Origin of the sequence: Paenirhodobacter sp. CAU 1674 (genome assembly GCF_029222945.1) — a bacterium.
In the GTDB taxonomy this organism is placed as follows: domain Bacteria; phylum Pseudomonadota; class Alphaproteobacteria; order Rhodobacterales; family Rhodobacteraceae; genus Rhodobacter.
Window position 1 is genome coordinate 37,905 of sequence record NZ_JARHUH010000003.1, and the last position, 25,748, is coordinate 63,652.

Genomic DNA, 25,748 nt, shown 5'->3' on the forward strand with positions numbered 1-25,748 from the left:
TTTCCGTGTCATCTGGGCCGCCCGACTGAAAAGACCTTGCCCTGAACTATAGGGCAAGGTCCTCAACAGGTCATTGACGATGCAGTGAATTAACCCTGCAGCGCCATCACGGTGGCCAGTTCGACCGCCCCGAAGCCGTTGAACCGGGTATTCAGCCCCGCAGAATAGGCGCCCATCCCCTGAAACACGATGAAATCGCCTTCGGTCAGATCGCCCGGCAGCGCCAGCTGCCCCGGCAGCCGGTCGACCGAATCGCAGGTCGGCCCAAACACCACGCGTTCCACCGGCGCGGCACTGCGCGCCACGCCTTCGGGCGAGAACACCTCGATCCGGTCGATAGTGCCAAGCAGCGGCAATTCGGCCAGACAGCCATAGACCCCGTCGTTCAGGAACACATGGCTGTCGTCGCGCAGCGCCTTGACGCGGGTGATCAGGCTGAAGGCATCGCCAACCAGGCCACGGCCCGGCTCGCACACCAGTGCGGGGCGGTCGGCTCCGAAGGCCTCGGTCGCGACGCGGTCGATCAGCGTGAAGATCTGCTCCAGCGCGGGCGCGGCGCCCGTGGTGCGGTGCGACGGAAAGCCGCCGCCCACGTTCAGCCGCCGGGCGCGCACGCCCGCCTCCTCACAGATCCGGGCGGCGGTGCGGATATAGGCATCCCAGGCCATCGGATCGGTGCATTGCGTGCCGGGGTGGAAGGTCAGCGACGGAATGAACCCCGCCGCCGCGACCCGTGCCAACAGCTGCACCGCCAGATCGGGCGTGGCACCGAATTTCGCGCCGAAATCATAGGCCGCGCCCGCCACCGGCAATTTGAACCGGACCGAGATTTCGCAGCCCTCGGCCGGGACCAACGCGATCAGCTTGTCCAGTTCCGACGCCGAATCGACCGACCAGCTTTTCACCCCGGCCTTTACCGCATGGGCGATCTCGTCACGGCCGCGCACCGGATTGTTGTAATGCAGCGCCGCCCCCGGCGCCAACCGGCGGATCAGGTCGATCTCGAAGGGCGAGGCCACATCGAACCCCTTGATCCCCGCAGCGACCAGATTCTGGATCACCATTTCCTCGGGGTTGGACTTGACCGCATAGGTCACCAGTCCCGGAAAACCGCGCAGAAACCGACGCGCGGTGGCCTGCAAGACCGTGGGCGCGCAGACCAGCACCGGATGATCGGGCCCCTTCACCCGAATGATTTCAGAGGGCTTCGCCCAGATCGTTTTCGACAGTCCCATCGGCTCTCCCCGCCAATAGTTGCAGCTACCTCTTGCCCCGCTTCTCGGGTCGGGAGACGCTTGCGCGCTTCAACCATACCCAGGCCAGGTGCGTATGAGCCGCCCTTTTCCTGTCTTCTCATGCTCCGCGATATGATGAACATTTTCACCGATCAAAAGAGTATATTTGCTGCGAAACTTCGTTATAATGACGAAAATTCCGGTTAAATTGACAGGTGGCGCATGGATGAACTGGATCAGGCCATTCTGGGGCTGCTGTCGGGGGACGCGCGGATCACGCTGTCGACGATGGCGCGGCGGCTGAAGGTCGCGCGCTCCACCGTGCAGGCACGGCTGGAGCGGCTGGAAACCTCGGGCGTGATCGCGGGCTATACCGTGAAACTGGGTGAAGCAGCGCGGGCCGGCCGCTTGCGCGCCACCGTTTTGCTGGAAATCGAACTGCGCCAGCAACCGGCGATCCTGGGGCGGCTCAAGACGATCCCCGAGGTCGAGCGGATCTCGACCACCTCGGGGCGGGTCGATTTGTTGCTGCAGGTCGCCGCCAACTCGACCGCGCAGCTGGACAAGGTGCTGGATGAGATCGGCGGGCTGCCCGGGGTGCTCAATTCCGAAAGCATGATCCACCTGTCCACCAAGCTCGACCGCGCGGTCTGAGCAAAAGGCCCCGGGGGCCAGCCCCCGGCCCCCCGGGATATTTCGACCAAAGAGAAAGACACCCATTCACTCTGGATAAAATATCCCGGGGGAGCGCGCCTGCGCGCGGGGGCAGCGCCCCCTGCCCCCTTGACCATGCCGGAAAGGCTTTTCCTTGCAGGGCCTGCGCGCTAAGAAGCGCCAAGCCCGGAAAGGACGTGACAGATGACGATGGAAACCAAGTTCGACGCGCAGGAAGCCGAGCCGCGGATCTATGCGAAATGGCAAGAGGCAGAGGCCTTCAAGGCGGGCGCCAATGCGCGCCCCGGGGCCAAGAGTTTCACTGTCATGATCCCGCCGCCCAATGTCACCGGCGCCCTGCATGTCGGCCACGCCTTCAACAACACGATCCAGGACATCCTGATCCGCTGGCACCGGATGCGCGGCTTCGACACACTGTGGCAGCCGGGCCAGGACCACGCAGGCATCGCGACCCAGCTGATGGTGGAAAAGGAGCTGGCGAAAACCCAGCAACCCAAGCGCACCGAACTGGGCCGCGAGAAGTTTCTGGAAAAGGTCTGGGAATGGAAGGGCCAATACGGCCAGACCATCATCAACCAGTTGCAGCGGCTGGGCAGTTCCTGCGACTGGTCGCGCAATGCCTTCACCATGTCGGGCGCCCCGGGCGCGCCCGCGGGCGAGGAAGGCAATTTCCACGATGCCGTCATCAAGGTCTTCGTGGACATGTATAACAAGGGCCTGATCTACCGCGGCAAGCGGCTGGTCAACTGGGACCCGCATTTCGAAACCGCGATCTCGGACCTCGAGGTCGAGAATATCGAAGTCGCGGGCCATATGTGGCACTTCAAATACCCGCTGGCGGGCGGTGCCACCTATACCTATGTCGAGAAGGACGAGGACGGGAACATCCTGTTCACTGAAGAGCGCGATTATATCTCGATCGCCACCACCCGCCCCGAAACCATGCTGGGCGATGGCGCGGTCGCGGTGCATCCGTCGGACGAACGCTATGCGCCGATCGTCGGCATGCTGTGCGAAATTCCGGTGGGCCCCAAGGAACACCGCCGCCTGATCCCGATCATCACCGACGAATACCCCGATCCGAGTTTCGGTTCGGGCGCGGTCAAGATCACCGGCGCGCATGACTTCAACGACTATCAGGTCGCCAAACGCGCCGGCCTGCCGATGTATCGTCTGATGGACACCAAGGGCGCGATGCGTGCCGATGGAGCGAGCTATGAAGCCTGCGCAGCCCGCGCTATGGAAATCTCGCGCGGCGCCGCCTTCACCGAGGCCGAAGTCGACACGCTGAACCTTGTCCCCGAAGAGCTGCGCGGCCTTGACCGGTTCGAGGCCCGCAAGGCGGTGGTCGAGGCGATCACCCGCGAGGGGCTGGCCGTGATGGTCCCCGAAAACGACCCGCGTCTGGGCAAGAAGGCCGGCAAGGCGCCCGTCGACAGCGAAGAGGGCGGCGATGAGCGTGACGAGGAAACCAGCCTCGTGCCTCTGGTCGAGGCGAAGCCCATCATGCAACCCTTCGGCGACCGCTCCAAGGTCGTGATCGAGCCGATGCTGACCGACCAGTGGTATGTGGACGCCGCAAAGATCGTCGGCCCCGCGCTGGACGCGGTGCGCGAAGGCCGCACCGTCATCATGCCCGAGGCCGGCGAGAAGACCTATTACCACTGGCTGGAAAACATCGAACCCTGGTGCATTTCCCGCCAACTGTGGTGGGGGCACCAGATCCCGGTGTGGTATGGGCCCGCGCTGGAAGGGGATTGGGACAAGCCAGAGTATAAGCAAACGCATTTCTTCTGCGCTGCAAATGAGGCCGACGCCCTTGAACAGGCCCGCGCTCTCTACCCTGCACACTTCTCCGTCGAATGCGACGGCGACGGAACTGGTTGGAAGATAGACAATTCTAACGTCTCCGACCGGCGAATTACTATCCGCCGCGACCCCGACGTGCTCGACACCTGGTTCTCGTCCGGCCTCTGGCCGATCGGCACGCTGGGCTGGCCCGAGGACACGCCGGAAATGCGCAAGTATTTCCCGACCGATGTGCTGGTGACCGGCTTCGACATCCTGTTCTTCTGGGTGGCGCGGATGATGATGATGCAGCTTGCCGTGACCGGCGAGGTGCCCTTCCACACCGTCTATCTGCATCAGCTCGTCCGCGACGAGAAGGGCAAGAAGATGTCGAAGACCACGGGCAACGTGATCGACCCGCTGGAAATCATCGACGAATTCGGCGCCGACGCGCTGCGCTTCACCAATGCCTCGATGGCGGCCTTGGGGGGCGTTCTGAAACTGTCGAAAGACCGGATCGCGGGCTATCGCAACTTCGGCACGAAAATCTGGAACGCCACCCGCTTTGCCGAAATGAACGGCATCTTTGCGGCGCCGCGTGCGGCGGGCGTGCCGCAGCCCGCGCATACCGTGAACCGCTGGATCATCGGCGAAACCGCGCGCGTGCGTGAAACCGTGGATGCGGCGCTGGCGGCCTATCGGTTCAACGATGCGGCGCAGGCGCTTTATGGCTTTGTCTGGGGCAAGGTCTGCGACTGGTATGTCGAATTCGCCAAGCCCCTGTTCGATGGCGACGAGGCGGCGGAAACCCGCGAAACCATGGCCTGGGTGCTGGATCAGTGCTTCATCCTGCTGCACCCGATCATGCCCTTCATCACCGAAGAGCTGTGGGGCCTGACCGCCCCCGAAGGCGGGCGCGCGAAGATGCTGGTGCATGCCGACTGGCCGACCTATGGCGCCGAACTGATCGACGCCGAGGCCGACCGCGAAATGAACTGGGTGATCGGCCTGATCGAGGATATCCGCTCGTCCCGCGCACAGATGGGCGTGCCGGTGGGGCTCAAGCTGCCGATGGTTCTGGCCGAGGCCGACACGGCCGCGCGCGCGGCACTGGCGCGCAACGAGGCGCTGATCTTCAAACTCGCCCGGATCGACAGCCTGACCGAAACCGCGATCCCCAAAGGCTCGATCTCGATCGCGGCGCCGGGGGCGGTTTTCGGGCTGCCGCTGGAAGGCGTGATCGACGTGAAGGCCGAAAAGGCGCGGCTGGAAAAGGCGCTGGCCAAGCTGGAAAAAGAGGCCGCAGGCCTGCGCGCGAAGCTGGAAAACCCGAAATTCATCGCCAATGCGGCGGAAGAGGTGATCGAGGAAAGCCGCGACAACCTGGCCGCGCGCAGCGAAGAGGCCGAGAAGGTCGCCGCCGCGGTGAAGCGTCTGGCCGAACTGGGCTAAGCCCGGCGCCTTTTGACATCGCGGCCCCGCAGTTTCCGCTGCGGGGCCGTTTTCGTACGGCGGATGCCTCCGGCGGGAGTATTTTTGCCAAGAAGAAAACCCGTCTTCTTCTTGGTAAATACTCAAATCCACCCTATCCAGCAGGCAGGTCAGCCGAACTTTGGCGCGCGGCCCTGCATGTTGGCGGCGATCACCTCCATCTGGTCGGGCTTGCCGATCAGATCGGTCTGTTCGCGGCTTTCGGCCAGCAAAACCGCGGCCTCGGGCGCGGTATAGGCCGTGGCGATCAGCCGTTTCGCCGCACGAATGGCCGAGGGGCTGCGCCCGGCGATGGCCTGCGCCAGCTCCAGCGCGCGCGCCAGCGGATCGGCGGCGATTTCGCTCACCAGTCCCCAGCGTTCGGCCTGTTCGGCGGTGATTTCCTCGGCCGAATAGGTCAGGCGGCGGACAACATCGGCGCGGGTCAGTTCCGGCAGCGTGACCATGCCGCCCATATCGGGCACAAGGCCCCACTTCATTTCCATCACCGACAGCCGGGTGCCCGGCGCCGCCACCCGCATGTCGGCCCCCAGCGCCAGCTGGAAGCCTGCACCGAAGGCCACGCCGTGCAGCGCGGCAATCACCGGCACCGGCAACGCGCGCCACACCAGCGAAAACTGTTGAAACCGGTTCGCGGCGCCATGGCTGCGCGGCATGATCAGCGCCTCGGGGTCGCCCATCGCAAGTGCCGCGAAATTCGCCACATCCAGCCCGGCGCAAAATGCCCGCCCCGCACCCGTCAGCACCACGGCGCGCAGATCGGCACGCGCGGCCAGCGCTTCGCCCGCCGCGATCACCTCGTCGATCATCTGCATATCGACCGCATTCATCTTGTCGGGTCGGTTCAGGCGCACAATCGCCACCGGGCCCTGTTCTTCGATCGTGACTTTGTTCATTGGCTCCTCCATCTGGCGCCACTCTAGCACCCGCCCCGTGCTGTGCGACGGCCCCGGGCGGGGTGTGACGCAACGAAACCACCTTGCGGGAATTCCGGTTTGGCAATAGCTCTCTGGCCATGACCGGACCTCGTTACACCCCGCTTGCCGCCACCCTGCCCTCGACCGTGCCCTTCGTCGGCCCCGAGACGCAGGAGCGTCTGCGCGCCCGCCCCTTTGCCGCGCGGCTGGGCGCGAACGAGAATGGCTTCGGCCCGAGCCCGCGGGCGATTGCCGCGATGGCGGCAGCGGCAGGTGACGTCTGGAAATACGGCGACCCCGAGAATTTTGAACTGAAGGCCGCCTTGGCCACCGCGCATGGCTGCCGCCCCGAGAATATCGTGGTAGGCGAAGGCATCGACGGGCTGCTGGGGTATCTGGTGCGGCTGCTGGTCGGTCCGGGCGATGCGGTGGTAACCTCGGACGGGGCCTATCCGACTTTCAACTTCCACGTCGCGGGCTTTGGCGGCGTGCTGCACAAAGTGCCCTATGCGGGCAATCACGAAGACCCAGAGGCACTGCTGGCGCGCGCCGCCGAGGTGGCGCCTAAGCTGATCTATATCGCCAACCCCGACAATCCGATGGGCAGCCACCATTCCGGCGCCACCATCGCGGCGATGGTCGAGCGGGTGCCCGAGGGCACACTTCTGGTGCTGGACGAAGCCTATGTCGAGCTGGCCCCCGAAGGCACCGCCGCGCCAATCGACGCGAACGATCCCCGCGTGATCCGCATGCGCACCTTTTCCAAGGCGCATGGCATGGCCGGGGCGCGGGTTGGTTATGCGATCGGCCACCCCGATCTGATCGCCGCCTTTGACAAGATCCGCAATCATTTCGGCATGTGCCGAATCAGCCAGGCGGGCGCGCTGGCCGCGCTGCAAGATACCACCTGGGCGGCCTTTATGCGCCGCCTGATCGGCGCCTCGCGCGACCGGCTGGCGCAGATCGCGCGCGACAACGGACTGGTGCCGCTGCCTTCGGCCACGAATTTCGTGACCATCGACTGCTGCGGCGACGGCGCCTTTGCCCGCGCCGTGCTGGAGGCGCTGACCGACGCCGACATTTTCGTGCGCATGCCCTTCGTCGCGCCGCACAACCGTTGCATCCGCGTTTCCTGCGGCCCCGAGGCCGAGATGGCCGCCTTTGCCGCGGCGCTGCCCGGGGCGCTGGCCGCCGCCCGCGCCGCTTCGTCGCGTTGACCTGAGCGCCCCCGCACGGCACCCCGGAGCCTGCGCGTTCTGCGCACGCGAAAGGACATCCCATGAAACAATCTCTGCTGATGGAGAAATACCCGGTTTTCGACATGACCCTGCCGAAGGCCGAAACCAGCTGTGCCTCGGTCGATGACATCATCGCCGCGCTGAAGGCCAAGATCGACGCGCATCCCAAGGTCGCCTATATCGCCACCTTCGATCATTACGCCCATACCACGGCGATCGGCGGCACCATTGCCGACACGATCAAGGGCGCCAAGAACATCGTGTTCTGCTTTGGCGTGATGCTGCCCAACCCGCATGTTCTGGCGGTGCGTCCGCGCGCGATCGGCGTGGCGGACATGGGCGACAGCTTCCACCTGACCTTCCTGGAACCGCCGATGGAAGTGGCGACCAAGGAAATGGAAGCCTGGTGCAAGGCGCTGGCCGACAAGGCGTGAAGCCGCCTGTTGCAGAATGACGGGGGGCGCTCACGCGCCCCTCTCTCAGTGGTGATTTGCCGCAGCCCCGCGGTCGGGACAAGCTCCTGTCACAGGACAGGAGACCCGCGATGAGCAGAATCAACCGCAACCGCCGTATCGCCATGCTCAGCCCCTTGGCCTTTGCCCTGGGCTTTGGCGCCTATGCCCAAGAGGCCCACACCGGCCATAGCATGCCGACAGTCAGCGCCTCGGCCACCGCAGGGGCCGCGCCCTCGACGCAGGCCTTCATCGATGCGAATGCCCGGATGCATGGCGCGATGGCCATCGACTATACCGGCGACGCCGATGTCGACTTCGTGCGGGGCATGATCCCGCACCATCAGGGTGCGCTCGACATGGCGCGCATCGAGATGGAGCACGGCGACGACCCCGAGGTGCGCAAGCTCGCCGCCGAGGTAATCAAGGCCCAAGAGGCCGAGATCGCCTGGATGGAGGAATGGCTGGAAAAGCACGGCCAGCCGTAAGGCCCGCCGCCCCCGGGATCAGGCCGATTTGCAGGCCTGCGCCACGACCGAAGCCGCCGCCGCAATGCCCCCCGGCCCGTGCGGGATGGCAAGCGCCTGCATCCCGGCCTCCATCACGGCCAGAACGCCCAGCGTCATATGGGCGTTCACATGGCCCATATGGGCCACGCGCAGATAATCGCCATAGCTGGGCGAGCCCGGCTCTGCCATGCCCAGCCCGATGCCCAGGGTGACCCCCGCCTGCGTTTCGCACCACTGCCGCAGCCGCCCGGCCCCGCCATTGCCGATCTTCGCCGCCGTCACCGAATGGCCGCGATGCGCCGGATCGGCGATGTTCAGCGCCAGATCGCCGCCCAGCCCCCAGGTATCGAAGGCCGCCCAGACCGCGCCCGCCAGCGCCTTGTGCCGTGCCCAGACCTGCGGCAGTCCCTCTTCGTCAAGGATCATGGTCAGCGATTCCCGCAACCCGAACAGGTGATGCGTGGGCGCGGTGCCCGCGAAATGTTCGTAATAGTAATCGGCGAAGATGCGCTTTTCCCAATTCCAGTAGGGCGTGGCCAGATCCGAACCCCGGCACGCCGCCACCGCCTTGTCCGAGACCCAGACGAAGCCCAGACCGGGCGGCACCATCAGGCCTTTCTGGCTGGCCGACACCATCACATCGACGCCCCAGTCATCCATGCGAAACTCGTTGCATCCCAGCGACGCGATGCAATCCACCGCCAAAAGCGCCGGATGCCCGGCCGCGTCCATCGCCGCACGCATCGCCGGAATGTCGTTCAGGATCGAGGTGGCCGTGTCGATATGGGTCACCAGAACGGCCTTGATGCTGTGCCCGGTGTCGGCACGCAATGCGGCCTCTAGCCGGGCCGGGTCGGCGGGCGTGTTCAGGCCGAAGTCGATCACCTCGACTTCGACGCCCATCGCGCGGGCGTGGGTGGCCCAGCCGATGCCGAAGCGCCCTGTGGCCAGCACCAGCGCCTTGTCGCCACGCGAAAACATGTTGGCGATCGCCGCCTCCCAGGCGCCATGGCCGTTCGAGATGTAGATCGCCGCATGGCTGGTGCTGAGCGCGACCCGCCGCAGATCCGCCAGAAGCCCCGCCGTCATGTCGACGATGTCGCCCTCGTAGATATTCGGCGCCGCGCGGTGCATCGCGGCAAGCACCCGGTCGGGCATGCTGGACGGGCCGGGAATGGCCAGATAGGGGCGACCGTGGGCGAGGCTCATCTGAAACTCCGTGAATGGGCAATGGACCAATCGGTAAAGAAGCCCTCTGGCAGGGTCAATCGGCAACGGCCGGCAAGCTGCCATGCGCGGGCAGGGGCAGCCGGGGGCCAGCCCCCGGACCCCCGGGATATTTGAACCAAAGAGAAAGAAGCGTTCCAGGCGGAACAGACTGCGGCCGGGGTGCCATGTGGGCCGCAAACCGGGGGCCGCTTGCCCGGGGGCCGCATTCGCGCTAGATCACGACAAACCGGCGCAGCCCCCGCGCCCTTGACCCGAGCAGGCGCACCTTGGCCGACGCATCCCCCTACAGCTCTCGCAAACTCTTTGGCCGGATGTGGCGCGATTATCTGCGCCCGCACTGGCCGTGGATGGCCGGGGCGATGGTCATGATGGTGATCGAGGGATCGACCCTGGGGGTGCTGAGCTGGATGCTTGAACCCCTGTTCGACCGCGCCTTCGTTGCGGGCGAGCCGGGCATGATCTGGTGGGTCGGCGGCGCGATTTTTGCGCTGTTCGTGATACGCGCCATCACCTCTGTCACCTCGCGCACACTTCTGGCCAATGTCGCGCTGAAAACATCAAGCGCAATGCAGGTCGATCTGGTGCGCCACCTGCTGCGGCTGGACCAGAGCTTTTTCCAGAACAATCCCCCCGGCGCGCTGATCGAGCGGGTGCAGGGCGACACGGCAGCGGTTCAGAATGTCTGGTCGATCTTCATCACCGGGGCCGGGCGCGATGCGATCGCGCTGATCTCGCTGTTCGGGGTGGCGATCGCGACCGATCCGATGTGGACCCTGGCCGCGGTGATCGGCGCGCCGCTGCTGTTGCTGCCCACCAGCATGGCGCAGCGCTATATCCGGCGCAAATCCCGGCAGATGCGCGAACAGTCCGGCGCCCGCGCGACCCGGCTGGACGAGGTGTTCCACGGCATCACCGCGGTCAAGCTGAACCGGATGGAGGATTACCAGATCGGCCGTTTCGCCAAACTGGTCGATCGTATCCGCCGCGCGCAGGTGAAGATGGCCGCCTCGCAAAGCATGATCCCCGCGCTAGTCGACATCGTGACGGGCTTCGGTTTCTTCGGGGTGCTGCTGCTGGGCGGACGCGAGATCATCGCGGGCGAGCGCACGGTGGGCGAATTTATGTCCTTCTTCACCGCAATGGCGCTGGCGTTCCAGCCGCTGCGCCGCCTTGCAGGCCTGTCGGGCACCTGGCAGACCGCTGCGACCAGTCTGGAGCGGCTGTATCGGTTGTTCGACACCCAGTCCACGATCACCACGCCCAGCCGCCCCGCCCCGCGCCCCGCCAGCACCGATATCGCGCTGGAGGATGTGTGGCTGAGCTATGGCGGCACGCCGGTCCTGCGCGGGCTGAGCTTTACCGCCGAAGCCGGGCGCACCACCGCGCTGGTCGGGCCTTCGGGCGCGGGCAAAAGCACCGTCTTCAACCTGCTGACCCGGATGGTGGACCCTGACAGCGGCGCAGTGCGGATCGGGGGCGCGGATGTGCGCACGCTCGATCTGGCGACGCTGCGCGGGATGTTTTCCAGTGTTTCTCAGGAAGCCACGCTGTTTGACGAAACGCTTCGCGAAAACATCCTGCTGGGACGGCAGGATGTGCCCGCAACCGCGCTGGAACAGGCGCTGCGGGCCGCCCATGTGAATGAATTCGTCACCCCCCTGCCCGCGGGCCTTGATACGCCGGCGGGGCCGCGCGGCTCGGCCCTGTCGGGGGGGCAGCGGCAGCGCGTGGCGATTGCCCGCGCCGTGCTGCGCGATGCGCCGATCCTTCTGCTGGACGAGGCGACCTCGGCGCTGGATACGCAATCCGAGGCCAAGGTCTCGCAGGCGCTGGACGAGCTGTCGCAGGGCCGCACCACGCTGGTCATCGCGCATCGCCTGTCGACCGTGCGCAATGCCGACAAGATCGTGGTGATCGTCGAAGGACAGGTCGCCGAACAGGGCACGCATGACGAATTGCTGGCCAAGGGCGGCGCCTATGCCGCGCTGTGCCGGATGCAACTTGTCGAATGACGGCCGCCGCCCATATCGTTTCACGGAGGGCAGATGAACGAACGCAGCATTTTCGAGATTACCGGCACCGACCGGGAACATTTTCTGCAGGGTCTGGTCAGCAATGACGTGCGGCGGCTGGCCGATGGGCCGGTCTATGCCGCGCTGCTGACGCCGCAGGGCAAATATCTGGCCGATTTCCTGCTGGTGCCGCTGGGCGAGAAAATCCTGCTCGACATTGCCGCGCCGATTGCCGAGGCCACGGTCCGGCGGCTGTCGATGTACAAGCTGCGCGCCGATGTGCAGATCAGCCCGTCGGATCTGCAGGTCCAGCGCGGCACCGGCCCCGCCCCCGAAGGCGCCGTGGCCGACCCGCGCCATCCGGCGCTTGGCTGGCGGCTCTATGGCGCCGAGGCGGGCGATGACGGCAGTGACTGGGACGCGATCCGCGTGGCCCATTGCATCCCCGAAACCGGGATCGAACTGACGCCCGAGACCTATATCCTGGAGGCCGGGTTCGAGCGGCTGCACGGTGTCGATTTCCGCAAGGGCTGCTATGTCGGCCAAGAGGTCACGGCGCGGATGAAGCACAAGACAGACCTGCGCAAGGGGCTGGTCACCGTGGCGATCACCGGCACGGCGCCGGTGGGCACCGAAATCACCGCCGAGGGCCGCGCGGTGGGGACGTTGTTCACCCAGTCGGGCGGTCAGGCGATCGCGCATCTGCGGCTCGACCGCGCCACAGGGCCGATGCAGGCGGGCGCGGCACAGGTCACGCTGCCCTAGAAAAAGGCCGCGCAAGACGATCTGCGCGGCCCCTACCGGTTCACGATTGCGCGAGTCACGCGCGCTCGGAATATTCCATCAGTTCGGTATGCACGACGATCCGTTCGCCTTGCCCCACGAAGGGCGGCACCATCACGCGCACGCCATTGTCCAGGATCGCGGGCTTGAAGCTTTTGGCGGCGGTCTGGCCGTTCACCACCGGCTCGGTCTCGACGATGGTGCACACCACCTTCTGCGGCAGCTTCACGTTCAGCGCCTCGTCGCCATAATATTCGACCGCAGCGGTCATCCCGTCTTGCAGGAAGGCCCGGCGCTCGCCCAGCAATTCGGCGTCGATTTCCACCTGCTCGAAGGTTTCGGTGTCCATGAACACCAGATTTCCGTCGGTTTCATACAGGAATTGCTGGTCTTTCGTCTCTAGCGAGACCTGGTCGATCTTGTCTTCGGAACGGAAGCGTTCGTTCAGCTTGCGCCCGTCACGCAGGTTCTTCAGCTCGACCTGCGCGAAGGCCCCGCCCTTGCCCGGCTTGACGTGGTTCACCTTCACCGCCGCCCACAGGCCCTTGTCATGCTCGATGATGTAGCCCGGTTTGATTTCATTGCCGTTGATCTTGGGCATGGGATTTCCCTGCGGATTGGGTTGATTGGAGAAGCTGCGCACCTATATATGCGCGGCTGTACCCTGGCAAGCAGACTAGATACGGTAGCTCCGGCACAAGATATGCGTTAAGTGCATAGCTGCAATGACTAGGGGGGCATATCGAATCGGGGACGAAGCGCCCTACATGGCCCGCACGCCAGGAAACGCAAGAGCAATAAAAAAGGACGGAATAATGCGCGATTTCGTTGACGGCTCCGCATTCAACTATGAGCAAGGCCAGAGGGCGCGCAAGCTGTTCGCCGCTGTTGTGCTTGCTGCCTTGGATGACGCGATTGCCGATGACAAGAAATACGGTAACGGCCCCGAGCAGATCGCTCGTTGGGCACGCTCGCGCGATGGGCGCGAGGTGCTGTCCTGCGCCGGCATCGACCCGAACGAGCGCGTGGTGAAAGGCCTGATGGAATTCGTCTCGAAAGGCGTGCGCACCTCGGTGGCACTGTCGCGCGAGGAAAGCGAACGCCGGATGGCCGCGGAAGAAGCCGAGGCGGCCTGAGTTTCAGATGCCGCTCAAACAAAAGGCGCGCCCCGGGGCGCGCCTTTTGTTTTGTCCCTCAGAACTGCCAAGGCTTATTCGTAATCGCGCGACATCAGCGCACGCTGAATTTCGCGGCGCACCAGTTTGCGCACATTGCGGGTGATGCGTTCGCCCAGCGTGCCCTGCAATTCCTTGCGGATCAGTTCGGCCACCAGCGCGCGCAACGCCTCTTCATCGACCAGACCTGCCTCTGCGCCCGAAAAATCGGGGTCGCGGTCCAGTTCGGCCATCGCCTCTTCTTCCAGGGCGTCGCCACGGGCCAGTTCTTCGCGCAGGGTGTCATAGCTGGAGCGCAGAGTGTCGGGCGCCTCGTGAACCTCTTGCGCATCGTGCAGATGCAAGCGGCGCGGCCCCTCTGACGGCGCCTCGGCATCGGACCAGTCGAGCGCCTCGCCCGCATCCCAGGCTTCGTCTTCGCCCTCGTCACTGGCCGATACGTCGACATCGGACTGCAGCGCTTCGGGCGCGGGCTCTTGCGCCTCTGCGGCCTCGCTCTTGCTCAGGTCGTCCACATCCGCGCTCCCCTCGGCCAAATTTCCATCTGCGTCAGACGGCGCATTCTGCGCATAGTCTTCTGGCAGGCTCTGCAATGGCGCGCCCCCCTCTACCTCGAAAGGATCGCCTTCCTCAGGTTCGAATTCGATGCCGCTATCCGCCACCGCCGCTTCCATCTCGGCGATGGTGCTTTCCAGCCGCGCCAGTTCGGCCCCCAGATCGGCGGTTTCGGCCTCTGGCCCGTCGTCATGCCCAGTCACGGTCTGCACGGCCTCTTCCCCGGATTGCCCCCAAGCCGCGTCAAGCGCGTCCTCGGCACGGGGCGCTTCTTCTGGCTCGGCGTCCGCAAGGGAAGCCGCATCCTCCTCCGGGTCTTCGATCCGCAAGGCGGGCGTCAACAGCAGGCAGCTTGCATCGGCCACCTGTTCGGCATCCTCGGTCACAGCGGGGGGTGTTTCAGCTTCCGGCGCCCGAACACGCGGATCAAGCCGTGGCTGCGGCGGCACGGCATCCATCTGCGGCGCACGGGGGCCGCTTGGGCGTGCCGGAACCGGCGCGTCTTGCGAGACAAGACGCCGAATCGAGGACAGCACATCTTCGATTTCGATTTGGGTTCCGCGCTCGGACATCATACCCCCCATCCTGCGGCCCAGCGGCCAGTCTGTCCAGCCCCCAGCCCGCACGACCCCGCATCCGTCGCACACAGCACAACACGCGTCACAAAACCTGATCCGCCGCAGACATGCTGCAACGGATCACGCCTGTCAGGGCTTGCCGATGGTGCGCAGCACGCGATCAAGGCTTTGGCCTTGCACGCTGGTCGAGGGCGCATTGCGCACGGCATTGTAATAGGCCGCCGGATCATAGGTCGGGATTCCGAGCTTGAGGTCTTCTACCGTCAACAGACCCATAGCCGAGAGAAGTTGATAATACCCTACCTGCAACTGGGCTTCGGCGTCGATACGGGCCGCTTGTGCATCCAGCAGATCCTGTTCGGCATCCAGCACGTCCAGCGTGGTGCGCGCGCCCAGCGTCGCTTCTTCCTTGACGCCCTGATAGGCGATCCGCGCCGCCTGAACCTGTTCGTCATAGGCACGGATCTGCGCGCGATACACGTCGATCAGCGACCACGCCTGCGCGGCGCCCTGCGCCAGTTCGACCGCAGTCTGCTGCAACGTCGCCCGCGCCTTGTCGCGCCCGGCGATTGCCTGACGGTGCGCCGCCGACAGCGCGCCCCCCGCATAGATCGTCTGCGTCAGTTCCACCCCGGCGCTTTGCGTCGTCACCCCCGCCTCGGCGTTTTTCAGCGCCAGCGAGCCGGTCACCTCGGGCAGCCGTTCGGCGGCGGCGGCCTTGATGCCCAGTTCCGCCAGGGTCACATTGTGCTGCACCTGCTTGATCGCCGGATGGTTGCGCTGCGCGGTCGACTGCGCCTCGGCAAGCGATTTCGGCAGCTTCGGCGCCTTGGGCAGCGCGGCAAGCGAAGTCGGATAGTGCCCGACCGCGGCCTTGTAGGCTTCGCGCGCGATCTGATAATTGCCGCGCGCCGCCGCCAGAGAGGCCCGCGCTGACGCCAGTTGCGCCTCGGCCAGCGAGACATCGGTCTTGGTCACTTCACCGACATCGAAACGGTCCTGCGTCGCCTTCAGCTCCTCGCTGAGGACACGCACCGAGTTATCGTTGATGCTGACCTGCTCGGCGGTGCTTTTCACGCTGGTATAGGCCGAAATCGCCGAGAGCAGCACATCCTGCTCGATCGAGCGCAGCGCTTCGCGGGTGGCCAGCACGGCCTCTTTCTGCATGTCGATCGCCAGCCGGTTACGGCCGAAATCGAACAGCGTCATCTGTGCCGCCAGCGTCAGCGCGGCACTGCGACGATCGGCGGTCGGGTATTGGTCGGCCTTGGTATAGCTGTAATCCGCGCTCCATTGCAGAACCGGGCGCAGCGCGGCCACGGCGGTTGCCACGTCCTCGTCCGCCGCGCGCAGTGTTGCGCGGTTCTGTTCAAGAAGGTTGGAGTTCCGATAGGCCGAGACCAGCGCATCCGCGAGCGATTCGGCGTTTGCGGCCAGCGGGGCGGTCAACAGACCAACCGCAGCCATGGCTGCGAAGACAAACGGTTTCAGGGTCTTGCGGGTCATGCCTGGTTCCTCATTGTTTCTGTGCTGCCCCGCTTCTGTGGCGGCTCACAGCCCGGGCCGCGGTCTAACGGCCCAAACATTCACTTCCGTCGATATGACCCTGATACCGCAGCCTGCGGATCAGAGCACGAAACCTTTTGCCGCAGCGAAGCCGGGCAGCAAAGGGGCCGCGGCGTTGAACGCGTAACGCCAGCTCAGCTCCCCGTCGATCTTGTGGCCGATGCGCACGGTGCCGAGCGCATTTTCCATGAACAGCGCCGCAATCCGCCCGCCCTCTTTCAGCTGGGCCAGAATCGCCTCGGGCACGGTCTCGACCGCACCTTCGATGATGATGACGTCATAAGGGCCGTGCTTGGCCGACCCCGCGGCCAGATCGCCGGCGACCACGGCGGCATTGTCCGCGCCGGCCTGCGCCAGCGTGGCCTCCGCCTGGGCGGCAAGCGCCTCTTCCTCAAGGGCGACCACGGCTTCGGCCATGCGCGCGATCACCGCCGCCGAATAGCCCAGACCACAGCCGATATCGAGCACCAGATCGGTCGGCTGAATATCCAGCGCGTCCAGCATCTTGGCGAAATTGCGCGGCTCCAGCAGAACGCGGCCCGGCGCGATTTCGACATTCTCGCCGACATAGGCGGCCTCGCGGCGGGCGGCGGGCACGAATTCCTCGCGCGGCACGCTCAGCATGGCCTCGATGATCGGAAATTTCGTCACGTCATTGGGGCGGACCTGCGTATCCACCATCATGGTGCGGCGCGTGGCGAAATCTTGCATGTTCTGAACTCTTCAGTCTGGATGTGCCTGCTCGAGGTTTTGCCACAGATATTTCTGCGGGGCAACATGCCGCAGCATTGCGAGCCGGGCTGTTGCACAGAGGTATCGCTCGGGCTGTGCAAGGACGCGCGCACTGCCCCCTTGCACAGACCCGCGCGATCCTTTATCGGAGAGCCACCTCAAGGCAGGCGGGTTGGCGGAGAGGTTACGCAGCGGATTGCAAAGCCCTGCGGATCCCAAGCAGAATCAACGCCATCCCAGAAAATCGTTATCAGGACGAACCCAGAACACCGGGTGAACGTGATAACCGCCACAAGAACGCAATCTCTGCATTCGCCCAGGACCGCCACAAACGAGCGGCCCGGCTGCTAGGCTACGGCCTGATCCTCGACACGCCAGAGAATTGGGAAACCATTTCTCACCTATGGGCGCTGAGGCTGCCGGTGCATGAACGAGCGGCTATCCTTCTGTGTGCGCTGCATTCACTGCGGCCGGAACAGGCAGCAGAGATCTGCGACTTCGCTTTCAGCGGGGTGCTGCAATGATCTGGATTCGGCTGCACCACGACAAGAAAACCAGTCGCGACTTCCGGGCGGTGTATCGCAACGGTGAGCAGGTTGCCGCTTGTTGGGCCTTGGATGAGGCGCTGGCCTACGCCGAGGGGCTTTCGGATCTGACCGGCGAAGCGATCTGGTCTGCACATGTGCTGCCCTTCGTGAAGCGGGGGGCCGCGTGATGGTTGCTCTACGCCTAGCCCGCCTGCGTGCTCTGTGTGGCCTATCTGGTCCTTTGGCGGGTGTTCTCGCACGACTCGCCTATGGGGAGGGCGACGAATGACCGGCGCCGGCGAGATCACCCGGAATGATGCGCTGATGGGGGTGTCTGCGTGATGGGATACAACGACAAATGGCCTGACGAGATCAACGGGACCGCCAAGCGCAGCGGCAATAAACCGGCTGCGCCGAAGGAAGGTGATCGCAAGATCCGGCCCGATGGCAAGCGCGCAGAATACGGCGGCACGGTGATGGGCTGGTTCGTGTGCAACGACGACAAGGGCATGACCGATGCGCAATGGCTCAACTACGGCAAGAAGCCTGCTGCGCCTGCGACCGAACGCGACTCCACCTTTTTTAGCGCCGCAGACCTCAAAGGAAAGCCGGTGCCGCAGCGGGAATGGCTGGTGCACGGCATGGTGCCGCAACGCACGGTGACGCTCTTTGCTGGCGACGGTGGCACGGGCAAGAGCCTCTTGGCGTTGCAGCTTGGCGTTGCAGCTTCGGCTGGCACGGCATGGCTTGGCAGGAGCGTGAAACAGGGCCGCGTGATCTTCATTTCCGCCGAGGACGACGAGGACGAGCTGCACCGCCGTCTCGACGACATTCTGGCATCTGAGGGCAGAAGCTACGACGATGTTGAGGGCCTGACACTTCGCAGCCTTGCGGGTGAGGATGCGCTTCTGGCGATCGAGGGGCAGCTTTCCCTGATCGAATCCGAGCTGTTCAAGGAGCTGGAAAGCCGCGCTGAACAGGAAGACCCGGCCTTGATCGTGATTGACACGCTGGCCGATGTTTACCCGGCGAACGAGAACGACCGCGCCAAGGTGCGCCAATTCGTCGGCATCCTGCGCGGGCTGGCGATCCGGCAGAAATGCGCGGTCATGCTCTTGGGGCATCCGTCCTTGACTGGCCTCAACAGCGGATCTGGAACCTCGGGCAGCACCGCCTGGCACAACTCTGTGCGCTCTCGCCTCTACATGTCGAGGATCGTCGAGGACAATTATGAGCCGGACACCCGCAAGCGTGTCTTGTCGATCAAAAAACAGAACTACGGCGAGACCGGCGCAGAAATCAGCATGACGTGGTGCGATGGCGTCTTTGTGCCTGATGCTGCGGAAACGAGCCTCGACCGGATGGCCGCATCCGCGAAGGCCGAGCGTGTGTTCCTAAAGCTGTTGCGCCTGTTCACTGAGCAAGGACGGCGCGTCAATTCAGCTGGCGGCGCGACCTATGCACCCAAGCTGTTCTCTGAGCACCCAGACCGAGAGGGCATGACAAAGCGGGCCTTCAAGGCAGCAATGGAGGGGCTTCTAGCATCTGGAAAGGTGCAGATCGCCAAGGATGGCCCGGCATCGCGGCAAGTTTCCTATCTTGTGGAGGCCGGGAAATGACCACGTTTCACACCACTTCAACCCCCTTCATCCCCCTTCATCCCCCCATGCGAACCCCCTTCGCAAGTGCCTTCATCCCCCCCTTCATCCCCCATTCATCCCCCCTTCTGTCACATACCCCCATACCCCCCATGCGTTGCACCCGCCCTTGGCGGCGCGGTGCACGCAAAGAAGGATGCCGAGCAATGACCCTCGCAACCGATCTGCTTTCCCAAGCCAAGCTCCACGCCCGCATCGACCACGACGACGAAGACGCGGCGCTGTCGCTGATGATCGACTCAGCTCTTGGCGATGTGCTGGCCGCTGCCACTGCTGGCGAGGTAGCAGGGGGGTGGGTCGATCTCTATGGGGTAGGATACCGAACTGGCGCCATCCGTAAATTTTCTGCGCGGACGAAACTGAGCCAAAAAAGGCGGGGGGGGCATGTCGATCTCTGGTGGTCTCGGACACGGGACCGGAGCCCACCGCACACCTTCAACGCTAACACAGTTTTTCGGCCTCATGCGCGCGCGGCGCGCGTGCGCGAGGGCTAGCCAATGAGCCGTGACGACTGGCAGACACGGAAGCGCAATTTCCACGCTGCGCGGTTCCGCCGCAAGCTCCGACTGCGCCGCGCGATGCTTGACAGCGCCAAAGATGTTCCGGTATTGTTCCATCAGTGTGATTTGCCCGATCTTGTATCGGAGCACGCCGCCGAAAATCCGGCTGGCAACCCTTCGCCCGAGGCGACGGAGAAAGCACAAACCCCACAAGAGGGGCGCTTTCTCTACTTCGCGCCCGCAAACGAAGGAACACATAATGACCATTGAACAACTCCAAGCGCAGCACCGGACGAAAATGGCCGAGGCCCGCGCCCTGCATCAGAAGATCAAAGGCGACCTGCCCGAGGCCGAGGCGCGCGGGATCGAGCGCGAATTCAACCTGATCATGGCCGAAGTCGATGACCTGCGCGATAAGATCGAGGCCGCGAAAGATGCGGCCAGCACCCGTTCCGGTGATCCCCGCGCCCCGCGTGGTGGCGATGCCGAAGCGCGTGGCGTGGATGACGGCCTTGGCGACGGCACTTTCGATGGCGATAGCGGCGCTCAGATCGCCCCGGAACAGCGCTGCGTGGCATGGGCCGAGGCGCGCGGGCAAGACGCGTTCAGCCGCCTGCCGGTCGGACGCTACCTTCGCAGTATGGTGACGGGTGCTGAAACCGACCTCGAAAAACGCGCCCTCTCCGAAGGGAGCGACAGCGCGGGCGGCTACACCGTCCCGACGCACCTCAGCGCGCGGCTGATCGACACGCTCCGCGCCGCTTCGGTTGTGACGCGGGCCGGTGCGAAAACCGTGATGCTCGACGGCATGACGAACAACATCGCTCGCCTTGCCGCCGATCCGACGCCCGCATGGCGCGCTGAATCGGCAGCCGTCGCGCTGTCCGATCCGACCTTCGACAATGTGCAGCTCGTTCCGCGTTCGTTGGCCGTGATGACGAAAGTCAGCGTCGAACTTTTGCAGGACAGCATCAACCTCGAAGCCGAGTTGCCGCGCATTCTTGCGGCGTCTCTGGCGTCCGAGCTGGACCGCGTGGCGCTTCTTGGCAGCGGCACGGCACCGGAGCCGCGCGGCATCGCCAACACGAGCGGCATCGGAACTTCGGCGGTTGCTGCGGCGATCAAATACGGCGATCTGGCACGGGCGCGCACCGCGATCTTGACGGCGAATGCGGGGCCGGTTTCGGCGTTCATCATGCACCCCCGCGACGAGGGCGCATTGACCGGCGCCACAGACGGCACCGGGCAGCCGCTCAATCAACCGGCGGTGCTGGCGAATATTCCGATGCTGACGACGACCGCGATTCCCGTGGATGGCGGCACAGGAACGAATGAAAGCGCCGTCTTCGCTGGCAACTTCGCGCATCTGCTGATCGGCGTGCGGTCTGACATTCGGATCGAGGTGATCCGCGAGGCGTTCATGGGCAACCTGCAATATGCCTTCATCGCCCACCTTCGGGCCGATGTGGCGGCGCAGCATCCCGGCGCGTTCTATGCGCTGACCGGCGTCACGCCCACCTGATGATCAATGCCGGGGCCGATCACTATGCCCCGGCACCAAAACGGCTGGATGCGCCGGGCGATGTGCTCTTTGCCAAAGCATCTGGGATTAGACGGCGAGTGCCCCGGCTGTTCATGGCCGAAAACCCCGTCAAGGCGCGGCCCATTTCCAAGGGGCGCGGCGCAGATCGGCACGGATAGCACCGGGGCCGATCATGGGGCCGGAGCTGCGCGCAGTTGCTCCGGCCTTCTCACATTAGATGCGAGCTCCCCTGTGGGGAGGTAGCGCATGATCGGCGCCCCCATACGTCTTCACGCACCCTCAATCTGGCAGCGGATCATTTGCGTTGATAGAAGCGGCCCGAGGCCTTCTCGTAGACCGTGCTGCGCTCGCGCTTGTCCACCGCCAGAACGAAGACGATTAGATCATCGTCAACGACCTCATAGACGAGGCGCAGGCCGGGCGTTTTCAGCTTGATCTTGTAGCGGTCTCGCTCACCGCTCAGTCTGTCGGCATTCACCCGAGGGTTCTCAAGGCGCTCTGCCAGTTTGCGCTTGAGCCTATCCCGAACCGCCGCATCCAGCGCCCGAAACTCTTTCAGCGCCTTCTCGTGGAAGAATAGCTTAAAGGTCATCCAGCGACACCTGCACGAAGGGACCGCTGGCCCGTTCGTCGGCAATCGCGTTCAACCGTGCGTCTTCAAGCGACTCGTCCATGGCCTCGGCCCGGACGAAGACGGCATGCCCCGACGGGCGCTTGACGAAAGCGCCGGAGAAACGGCCCTTGCCGTCAGTCCTGATCTTGGCTTGTGCGGTCATGCTTGTTCCTCGCTAGGGTTCGAAGATAGCAATTTGGTCTCACGATATCAACCAGAGGTTAACGTCCTCTATAGTGCAACGATCCTCCGCAGGAGCGGGGCTGTGGATCCAGCTCCGGCCTTTCGAATACGACGCCGCGCAGGAGCGTGGGGAGGTGGCGAAACGCGGATGGGAAAGTGGTGTTGATAAAGACAACATCACTACAGCCGCCGACCTCGGACTTCGCCGCGACGAGATCCACGAGGCCCGCACGATGCGAGAGCTTTGGCCGAGTCTGGTATGGCCATATTGCCGCGTAATTGAACCATACCAGACTCGTTGTCTTCGCAACGCCAAAGTGTCTGGAAGGATGCGCGCTGTCCCGGCCTTAGTCTTTGGTGGGCTTGGCATCCGCGTTCAAACGCTCGGCCAACTCTTGAAGTGTTCCGCCATGCTTAAGCGACTTCGCAATTCCGCTGACGAGGTTGGCAACCAAAAGCCGCATTTCGTCTGGGCTTTCATCCCGATGCACACCGTCAAGCGCCTCAAGGTGATGATCCTTGAATGTCTGTTCGAGACGCAAAACAATTTCGGCATTCATGGAGCGGCTGTTTTCATCGGCTGCGGCCTTGATGCGGTCCCGCAGATCGGCGGGCATTCGGAAGTTCACCTGAACCTGATCTGCGACAGGCGTCTTCGCCATAATTTTTCGCCCTTTCAACTTGCACATAGCAGTCTGCTACATTTTTTCCTTGACGGCAATGCAAGCACCTTGCTTTATAGCATTGTGCTTTATTGAGGCTAATCACATGACTGACCGCAGCCAAATGCAGCTTCGCCTGCCGACCGACCTCAAGAACTGGATCAAGGCCGAGGCCGAGCGGAACGGGCGTTCCCAAAACTCGGAAGTGGTCCAGATGCTGCGGGCGGCCATGACCCGCACCGAACCCACCACCGCCTAACCCGAAAGGATCACGACAATGACCGAACAACGCGCCTGCGCGAACGATACCGGCTTTCCGAAAGAAGTGCTTGATCGCCTCGCCACCTTCGCCGCAGCTACCGGCACCACTGCGCCCGAATGCCTCACCGAGGGCGTGGGCGAGGACCGGACCTTTTCAGACGAGCTGTTGATGTATTGCTTGCGCACCGGCCTCAGTCTCGACTGGTTGTGGTTCGGAGAGGGCGAGACGCTGGCAGATCGGCGGGTGGCGCAATGAGCAACGCGATTCCCGGTGAACGCTGCCTTTCCGAGACGCTCCAACGGGCCGAGGCGATGGTGACGGCCCTGCAAATCGTCCTGTGGGATTTTGCCCAAGACGAACTGCATGGCGAGGCGAACCGCAAGCGCGGCGCGATCATCGCCTTGGGGGATCAGCTCGAAGCAATTCTGAAAGGCGGTGCGCAATGAGCAACGACCCGCGAGAATTTGCCCAGACTGCGGCGCAGGCGCTTACTGCCTACGCCGATGTGATAGAGCGCGCCCACCGCGCATTCGCCGACCCAGAAAACCCGGATTGGATGGTCTGCATCGGGCACAAACGCGCCGAGGACATGATCGAGTCTCTGCCGATCATCGCGCGATTTCTTTCAACAATTTTCGAGGAGACAGAAGCATGAGCAGCGACGCAAAGCAGCAAATTCTAGATGCGGTTGAGAGGATGGGCGGCGTTCATCAGCTCCTGTTCATCGGCTTTCTTGAGGCGGCATTCGTTCACAAGACCGTTCCGGCCGAAGTCGCAGAGGCGCGCATGATGGCGCTCGTTGCCCGCCACGACGCGGGAGAAAAACTCACTGCGGGCGATGTGGAGAGCATCGGCGCCCAGGTGTCGCAGACTTGACTGCGCCGCGTAACGAGTTTATCGTTTCTGAAATTGGAGGCGATACACTCATGGAACTTCTCAACCAAACTTTCACGGCGCAGTCGGTTGCTCTGGCGACCGGCTGCACATCGAAGCAAATCACCGACTGGTGCAACCTTGGCCGCGTGGTCGGGCAGCGCGAACCCCTCGGGCGCGGCCATTCCCGCAAATTCTCCTGGTTCAATCTGATGGAAATCGCGATCGCCGCAGAGCTTATGAATATCGGAATGTCGTCGGTTCAGGACGCATTCGCGGCCTCACAGAAGTTCGCGCATTCCGGTGAAAGCCCGAGCCATTGGGTGGGGGAAGAACCGATCGGGCCGCCCCGTATTCCGGCGATGCCGTGGCATCACACCCTCGGGCAGACCCTGCTTTTTGTCTATCAGGGCGGCAGCGCCGTGAAGCTCGTTGACGATGGCGGCAAGGTCAACCTGTCTGGCATCACACCGGAATATCACCGCTTCACCGGCCTCATTGTGGCGAACGTGTCGGAGATCTTTATGCGCGTCTGCAATCGCATGGCGCTTGATGGCCGCAAGGTGCTCGACGAGGCCTATTCAGATGCGGTGGAGGGCTAACCACGCATGACGAAGCTTACCCCCATCCTTGCGAACGAAAAGACTGCTGCCGCGCTGCTCGACATGCCGGTGACAGAATTTCGCGCGCTGGTGGACGGGGGGCACCTTCCGAAGGGCAGAGAGATCGCCCCCGGCGTGATCCGCTGGGAGGCAGAGGCGCTGCGCCATATCGGACGCGGCGATGCGATCGACGGGGGCATTCAATGGTGAGAAAGCCGGGCCGCAAGCCCTATGTTCGCGAGACGAAACCGGGCTGCGTCTATTTCTACCGGGGCGGCAAATACCTGCACCGTTTTACGGCACCCGAGGGCACGGCCGAGTTTGACCGGCAGTATTGGGAGGTCATGACCGGCAAGACCCAAGAGGCGAAACGCTCCTGGGCGGCTGCAATCAAGATCCTGCGCACGTCTGACCGCTGGGCAGAACATTCGCAGCGATACCGCCAAGACCTAGAGCCGGTGCTCGAATACCTCGAAGACAAGATCGGAAAACGCGATGTGCGGCGGCTGACGGCTGCGGACATTTACGCGGCGATGGATGCGAACAAGCACCGGGTGCGATTCGCGAACTACATTCCGGTGGCAGTCTCGATGATCGCCAAAGAGGTTCTGCGGCTGCGCTGGTTGACCGACAACCCGGCTGTTGGGATCGAGCGCCTCAAGGTGCCGAAGGCGAAGCAACAGCCGCATGTGCCTTGGCCGGATGCGGCGATCGAGAAGTTTCGGGCAGAAGCTGGCCAGCTTGAGCGGCTGATTTTCGAGATCGGCGTCGGAACGGTTCAGCGCCCCGGAGATTGGGTTGGCTTCCAATGGGGCGACTATGACGGCGATTCGCTGACCCTGCGCCAGAACAAGACCGACAAGCCGCTTGTGCTGCCGTGCACCGCCGCGCTCAAGCGCGCCCTCGACGCGGCCAAAGCCGCCCTGCCCTACGCCCCGATGCCTAACCGCTTCATCATCGGCAAGCAGGACGGCAGCGCCATGACCTATCGTCGCTTGGCAGAGGTCATGCTGGGCGAGAGGCAGCGCCTTGGTCTCGAAGCCTATGACCTCCACGCGCTGCGCTATCGCGGCGTCATGGAGCTGGCATGGGCGGGCTGTGATGACGACGAGATCATGAGTTACTCGGGCCACTCAACGAAAAAGATGGTGGTCAAGTATGCGGGCGAGGCGCGGCAGATCATGCGCGCCCGTCAAGCGCGGGAGAAGCGCAAGTGAACGGAACGGAACCGAAACATGAACGTGATAACCGGAGTGATAACCGCTTGACCGTGCCATTCGAAAAATCTAATGAACACAACAGCGAGGCGGGTTGGCGGAGAGGTTACGCAGCGGATTGCAAAGCCGCGCGCAAGCTGCTGAATTGCAACACTTCATGTTGAGAAAAACT

At 63.9% G+C, this 25,748-nt stretch carries 31 protein-coding genes; 22 read left to right on the forward strand and 9 right to left on the reverse strand.

The window, feature by feature from the left end; all coding sequences use genetic code 11:
- Positions 1–89: 89 nt before the first annotated feature.
- On the reverse strand, positions 90–1,235 hold the full coding sequence (locus P2G62_RS04540) for a type III PLP-dependent enzyme (RefSeq protein ID WP_275733692.1): 1,146 nt from the start codon (positions 1,233–1,235) through the stop codon (positions 90–92).
- 222 nt (positions 1,236–1,457) lie between these two features.
- Here P2G62_RS04540 and P2G62_RS04545 point away from each other — a divergent pair, with 222 nt between their 5' ends.
- Together P2G62_RS04545 and P2G62_RS04550 are read left to right on the forward strand one after the other, a co-directional pair.
- Entirely contained in the window at positions 1,458–1,889 is a 432-nt protein-coding gene (locus P2G62_RS04545; RefSeq protein ID WP_275733693.1) for an Lrp/AsnC family transcriptional regulator, read from the forward strand.
- 204 nt (positions 1,890–2,093) lie between these two features.
- On the forward strand, positions 2,094–5,150 hold the full coding sequence (locus P2G62_RS04550; protein WP_275733694.1) for a valine--tRNA ligase: 3,057 nt from the start codon (positions 2,094–2,096) through the stop codon (positions 5,148–5,150).
- A 149-nt stretch (positions 5,151–5,299) separates the two neighbouring features.
- Here P2G62_RS04550 and P2G62_RS04555 read toward each other — a convergent pair whose 3' ends face one another.
- The gene (locus P2G62_RS04555; RefSeq protein ID WP_275733695.1) at positions 5,300–6,085 is read right to left on the reverse strand and encodes a crotonase/enoyl-CoA hydratase family protein; all 786 of its coding nucleotides are present in this window, start codon (positions 6,083–6,085) and stop codon (positions 5,300–5,302) included.
- Between the two features lie 119 nt (positions 6,086–6,204).
- On the opposite strand from P2G62_RS04555, the gene P2G62_RS04560 reads away from it, so the two are divergent.
- The 3 genes from P2G62_RS04560 to P2G62_RS04570 all read left to right on the forward strand — a co-directional run bounded on the left by P2G62_RS04560 (position 6,205) and on the right by P2G62_RS04570 (position 8,284).
- Positions 6,205–7,323 (forward strand): pyridoxal phosphate-dependent aminotransferase, encoded by a 1,119-nt coding sequence (locus tag P2G62_RS04560; RefSeq protein ID WP_275733696.1) that lies wholly within the window; start codon positions 6,205–6,207, stop codon positions 7,321–7,323.
- Between the two features lie 62 nt (positions 7,324–7,385).
- Positions 7,386–7,778, forward strand: coding sequence for a DUF6858 family protein (locus tag P2G62_RS04565; protein ID WP_275733697.1), 393 nt, complete (start codon positions 7,386–7,388; stop codon positions 7,776–7,778).
- A gap of 212 nt (positions 7,779–7,990) precedes the next feature.
- Positions 7,991–8,284 carry a DUF305 domain-containing protein gene (locus tag P2G62_RS04570; protein WP_275734087.1) on the forward strand — a complete coding sequence of 98 codons (294 nt, stop codon included), beginning with the start codon at positions 7,991–7,993 and terminating at the stop codon, positions 8,282–8,284.
- An 18-nt stretch (positions 8,285–8,302) separates the two neighbouring features.
- Here P2G62_RS04570 and P2G62_RS04575 read toward each other — a convergent pair whose 3' ends face one another.
- Positions 8,303–9,514, reverse strand: a complete 1,212-nt coding sequence (locus tag P2G62_RS04575) for an aminotransferase class V-fold PLP-dependent enzyme (RefSeq protein ID WP_275733698.1) — start codon at positions 9,512–9,514, stop codon at positions 8,303–8,305.
- A 332-nt stretch (positions 9,515–9,846) separates the two neighbouring features.
- On the opposite strand from P2G62_RS04575, the gene P2G62_RS04580 reads away from it, so the two are divergent.
- Both P2G62_RS04580 and P2G62_RS04585 read left to right on the forward strand, forming a co-directional pair.
- Positions 9,847–11,547, forward strand: a complete 1,701-nt coding sequence (locus tag P2G62_RS04580; RefSeq protein WP_275734088.1) for an ABC transporter ATP-binding protein — start codon at positions 9,847–9,849, stop codon at positions 11,545–11,547.
- A gap of 33 nt (positions 11,548–11,580) precedes the next feature.
- Positions 11,581–12,312 (forward strand): folate-binding protein, encoded by a 732-nt coding sequence (locus P2G62_RS04585; protein WP_275733699.1) that lies wholly within the window; start codon positions 11,581–11,583, stop codon positions 12,310–12,312.
- 55 nt (positions 12,313–12,367) lie between these two features.
- Here the strand turns inward: P2G62_RS04585 and efp are convergent, their stop codons facing one another.
- Positions 12,368–12,931, reverse strand: a complete 564-nt coding sequence (gene efp, locus P2G62_RS04590) for an elongation factor P (RefSeq protein WP_275733700.1) — start codon at positions 12,929–12,931, stop codon at positions 12,368–12,370.
- Positions 12,932–13,145: 214 nt separating this feature from the next.
- Here efp and P2G62_RS04595 point away from each other — a divergent pair, with 214 nt between their 5' ends.
- Positions 13,146–13,466, forward strand: coding sequence for a DUF6280 family protein (locus P2G62_RS04595; protein ID WP_068765522.1), 321 nt, complete (start codon positions 13,146–13,148; stop codon positions 13,464–13,466).
- A 74-nt stretch (positions 13,467–13,540) separates the two neighbouring features.
- Here P2G62_RS04595 and P2G62_RS04600 read toward each other — a convergent pair whose 3' ends face one another.
- From P2G62_RS04600 to P2G62_RS04610, 3 genes are all read right to left on the reverse strand, one after another.
- The gene (locus tag P2G62_RS04600; RefSeq protein ID WP_275733701.1) at positions 13,541–14,632 is read right to left on the reverse strand and encodes a hypothetical protein; all 1,092 of its coding nucleotides are present in this window, start codon (positions 14,630–14,632) and stop codon (positions 13,541–13,543) included.
- A gap of 135 nt (positions 14,633–14,767) precedes the next feature.
- On the reverse strand, positions 14,768–16,144 hold the full coding sequence (locus tag P2G62_RS04605) for a TolC family outer membrane protein (RefSeq protein ID WP_275733702.1): 1,377 nt from the start codon (positions 16,142–16,144) through the stop codon (positions 14,768–14,770).
- Positions 16,145–16,264: 120 nt separating this feature from the next.
- Complete coding sequence (locus P2G62_RS04610; RefSeq protein WP_275733703.1) at positions 16,265–16,915, reverse strand: protein-L-isoaspartate O-methyltransferase; 651 nt, start codon at positions 16,913–16,915, stop codon at positions 16,265–16,267.
- A 541-nt stretch (positions 16,916–17,456) separates the two neighbouring features.
- Here P2G62_RS04610 and P2G62_RS04615 point away from each other — a divergent pair.
- The 5 genes from P2G62_RS04615 to P2G62_RS04635 all read left to right on the forward strand — a co-directional run bounded on the left by P2G62_RS04615 (position 17,457) and on the right by P2G62_RS04635 (position 21,143).
- Positions 17,457–17,651 (forward strand): hypothetical protein, encoded by a 195-nt coding sequence (locus tag P2G62_RS04615; protein ID WP_275733704.1) that lies wholly within the window; start codon positions 17,457–17,459, stop codon positions 17,649–17,651.
- A gap of 153 nt (positions 17,652–17,804) precedes the next feature.
- On the forward strand, positions 17,805–19,082 hold the full coding sequence (locus P2G62_RS04620) for an AAA family ATPase (RefSeq protein WP_275733705.1): 1,278 nt from the start codon (positions 17,805–17,807) through the stop codon (positions 19,080–19,082).
- A gap of 185 nt (positions 19,083–19,267) precedes the next feature.
- Positions 19,268–19,615 (forward strand): head-tail connector protein, encoded by a 348-nt coding sequence (locus P2G62_RS04625; RefSeq protein WP_275733706.1) that lies wholly within the window; start codon positions 19,268–19,270, stop codon positions 19,613–19,615.
- 3 nt (positions 19,616–19,618) lie between these two features.
- Positions 19,619–19,891 carry a hypothetical protein gene (locus P2G62_RS04630; protein WP_275733707.1) on the forward strand — a complete coding sequence of 91 codons (273 nt, stop codon included), beginning with the start codon at positions 19,619–19,621 and terminating at the stop codon, positions 19,889–19,891.
- On the forward strand, positions 19,881–21,143 hold the full coding sequence (locus P2G62_RS04635; protein WP_275733708.1) for a phage major capsid protein: 1,263 nt from the start codon (positions 19,881–19,883) through the stop codon (positions 21,141–21,143). Before P2G62_RS04630 ends, P2G62_RS04635 begins: the two co-directional genes overlap by 11 nt.
- Positions 21,144–21,459: 316 nt before the next feature.
- On the opposite strand, the gene P2G62_RS04640 is transcribed toward P2G62_RS04635, so the two are convergent.
- Both P2G62_RS04640 and P2G62_RS04645 read right to left on the reverse strand, forming a co-directional pair.
- On the reverse strand, positions 21,460–21,756 hold the full coding sequence (locus tag P2G62_RS04640; RefSeq protein ID WP_275733709.1) for a type II toxin-antitoxin system RelE/ParE family toxin: 297 nt from the start codon (positions 21,754–21,756) through the stop codon (positions 21,460–21,462).
- On the reverse strand, positions 21,746–21,940 hold the full coding sequence (locus P2G62_RS04645; protein WP_275733710.1) for a hypothetical protein: 195 nt from the start codon (positions 21,938–21,940) through the stop codon (positions 21,746–21,748). Before P2G62_RS04645 ends, P2G62_RS04640 begins: the two co-directional genes overlap by 11 nt.
- Before the next feature lie 154 nt (positions 21,941–22,094).
- Between P2G62_RS04645 and P2G62_RS04650 the strand changes: the two genes are divergently transcribed.
- Genes P2G62_RS04650 through P2G62_RS04690 form a run of 9 tightly spaced genes read left to right on the forward strand, consistent with a single transcriptional unit; the run spans position 22,095 to position 25,576 of the window.
- Positions 22,095–22,718, forward strand: a complete 624-nt coding sequence (locus tag P2G62_RS04650; RefSeq protein ID WP_275733711.1) for a hypothetical protein — start codon at positions 22,095–22,097, stop codon at positions 22,716–22,718.
- 10 nt (positions 22,719–22,728) lie between these two features.
- Entirely contained in the window at positions 22,729–22,881 is a 153-nt protein-coding gene (locus P2G62_RS04655) for an Arc family DNA-binding protein (RefSeq protein WP_275733712.1), read from the forward strand.
- 18 nt (positions 22,882–22,899) lie between these two features.
- Positions 22,900–23,139, forward strand: coding sequence for a hypothetical protein (locus P2G62_RS04660; RefSeq protein ID WP_275733713.1), 240 nt, complete (start codon positions 22,900–22,902; stop codon positions 23,137–23,139).
- Positions 23,136–23,330 carry a hypothetical protein gene (locus tag P2G62_RS04665; protein WP_275733714.1) on the forward strand — a complete coding sequence of 65 codons (195 nt, stop codon included), beginning with the start codon at positions 23,136–23,138 and terminating at the stop codon, positions 23,328–23,330. The genes P2G62_RS04660 and P2G62_RS04665 overlap by 4 nt, the downstream gene beginning before the upstream one ends.
- Positions 23,327–23,539, forward strand: a complete 213-nt coding sequence (locus P2G62_RS04670; protein ID WP_275733715.1) for a hypothetical protein — start codon at positions 23,327–23,329, stop codon at positions 23,537–23,539. The genes P2G62_RS04665 and P2G62_RS04670 overlap by 4 nt, the downstream gene beginning before the upstream one ends.
- Positions 23,536–23,760 (forward strand): hypothetical protein, encoded by a 225-nt coding sequence (locus P2G62_RS04675; RefSeq protein WP_275733716.1) that lies wholly within the window; start codon positions 23,536–23,538, stop codon positions 23,758–23,760. Before P2G62_RS04670 ends, P2G62_RS04675 begins: the two co-directional genes overlap by 4 nt.
- A gap of 50 nt (positions 23,761–23,810) precedes the next feature.
- Positions 23,811–24,359 (forward strand): hypothetical protein, encoded by a 549-nt coding sequence (locus tag P2G62_RS04680; RefSeq protein WP_275733717.1) that lies wholly within the window; start codon positions 23,811–23,813, stop codon positions 24,357–24,359.
- A 6-nt stretch (positions 24,360–24,365) separates the two neighbouring features.
- The gene (locus P2G62_RS04685; protein WP_275733718.1) at positions 24,366–24,569 is read left to right on the forward strand and encodes a hypothetical protein; all 204 of its coding nucleotides are present in this window, start codon (positions 24,366–24,368) and stop codon (positions 24,567–24,569) included.
- Positions 24,563–25,576, forward strand: a complete 1,014-nt coding sequence (locus P2G62_RS04690; RefSeq protein WP_275733719.1) for a tyrosine-type recombinase/integrase — start codon at positions 24,563–24,565, stop codon at positions 25,574–25,576. Before P2G62_RS04685 ends, P2G62_RS04690 begins: the two co-directional genes overlap by 7 nt.
- Positions 25,577–25,748 lie beyond the last annotated feature (172 nt).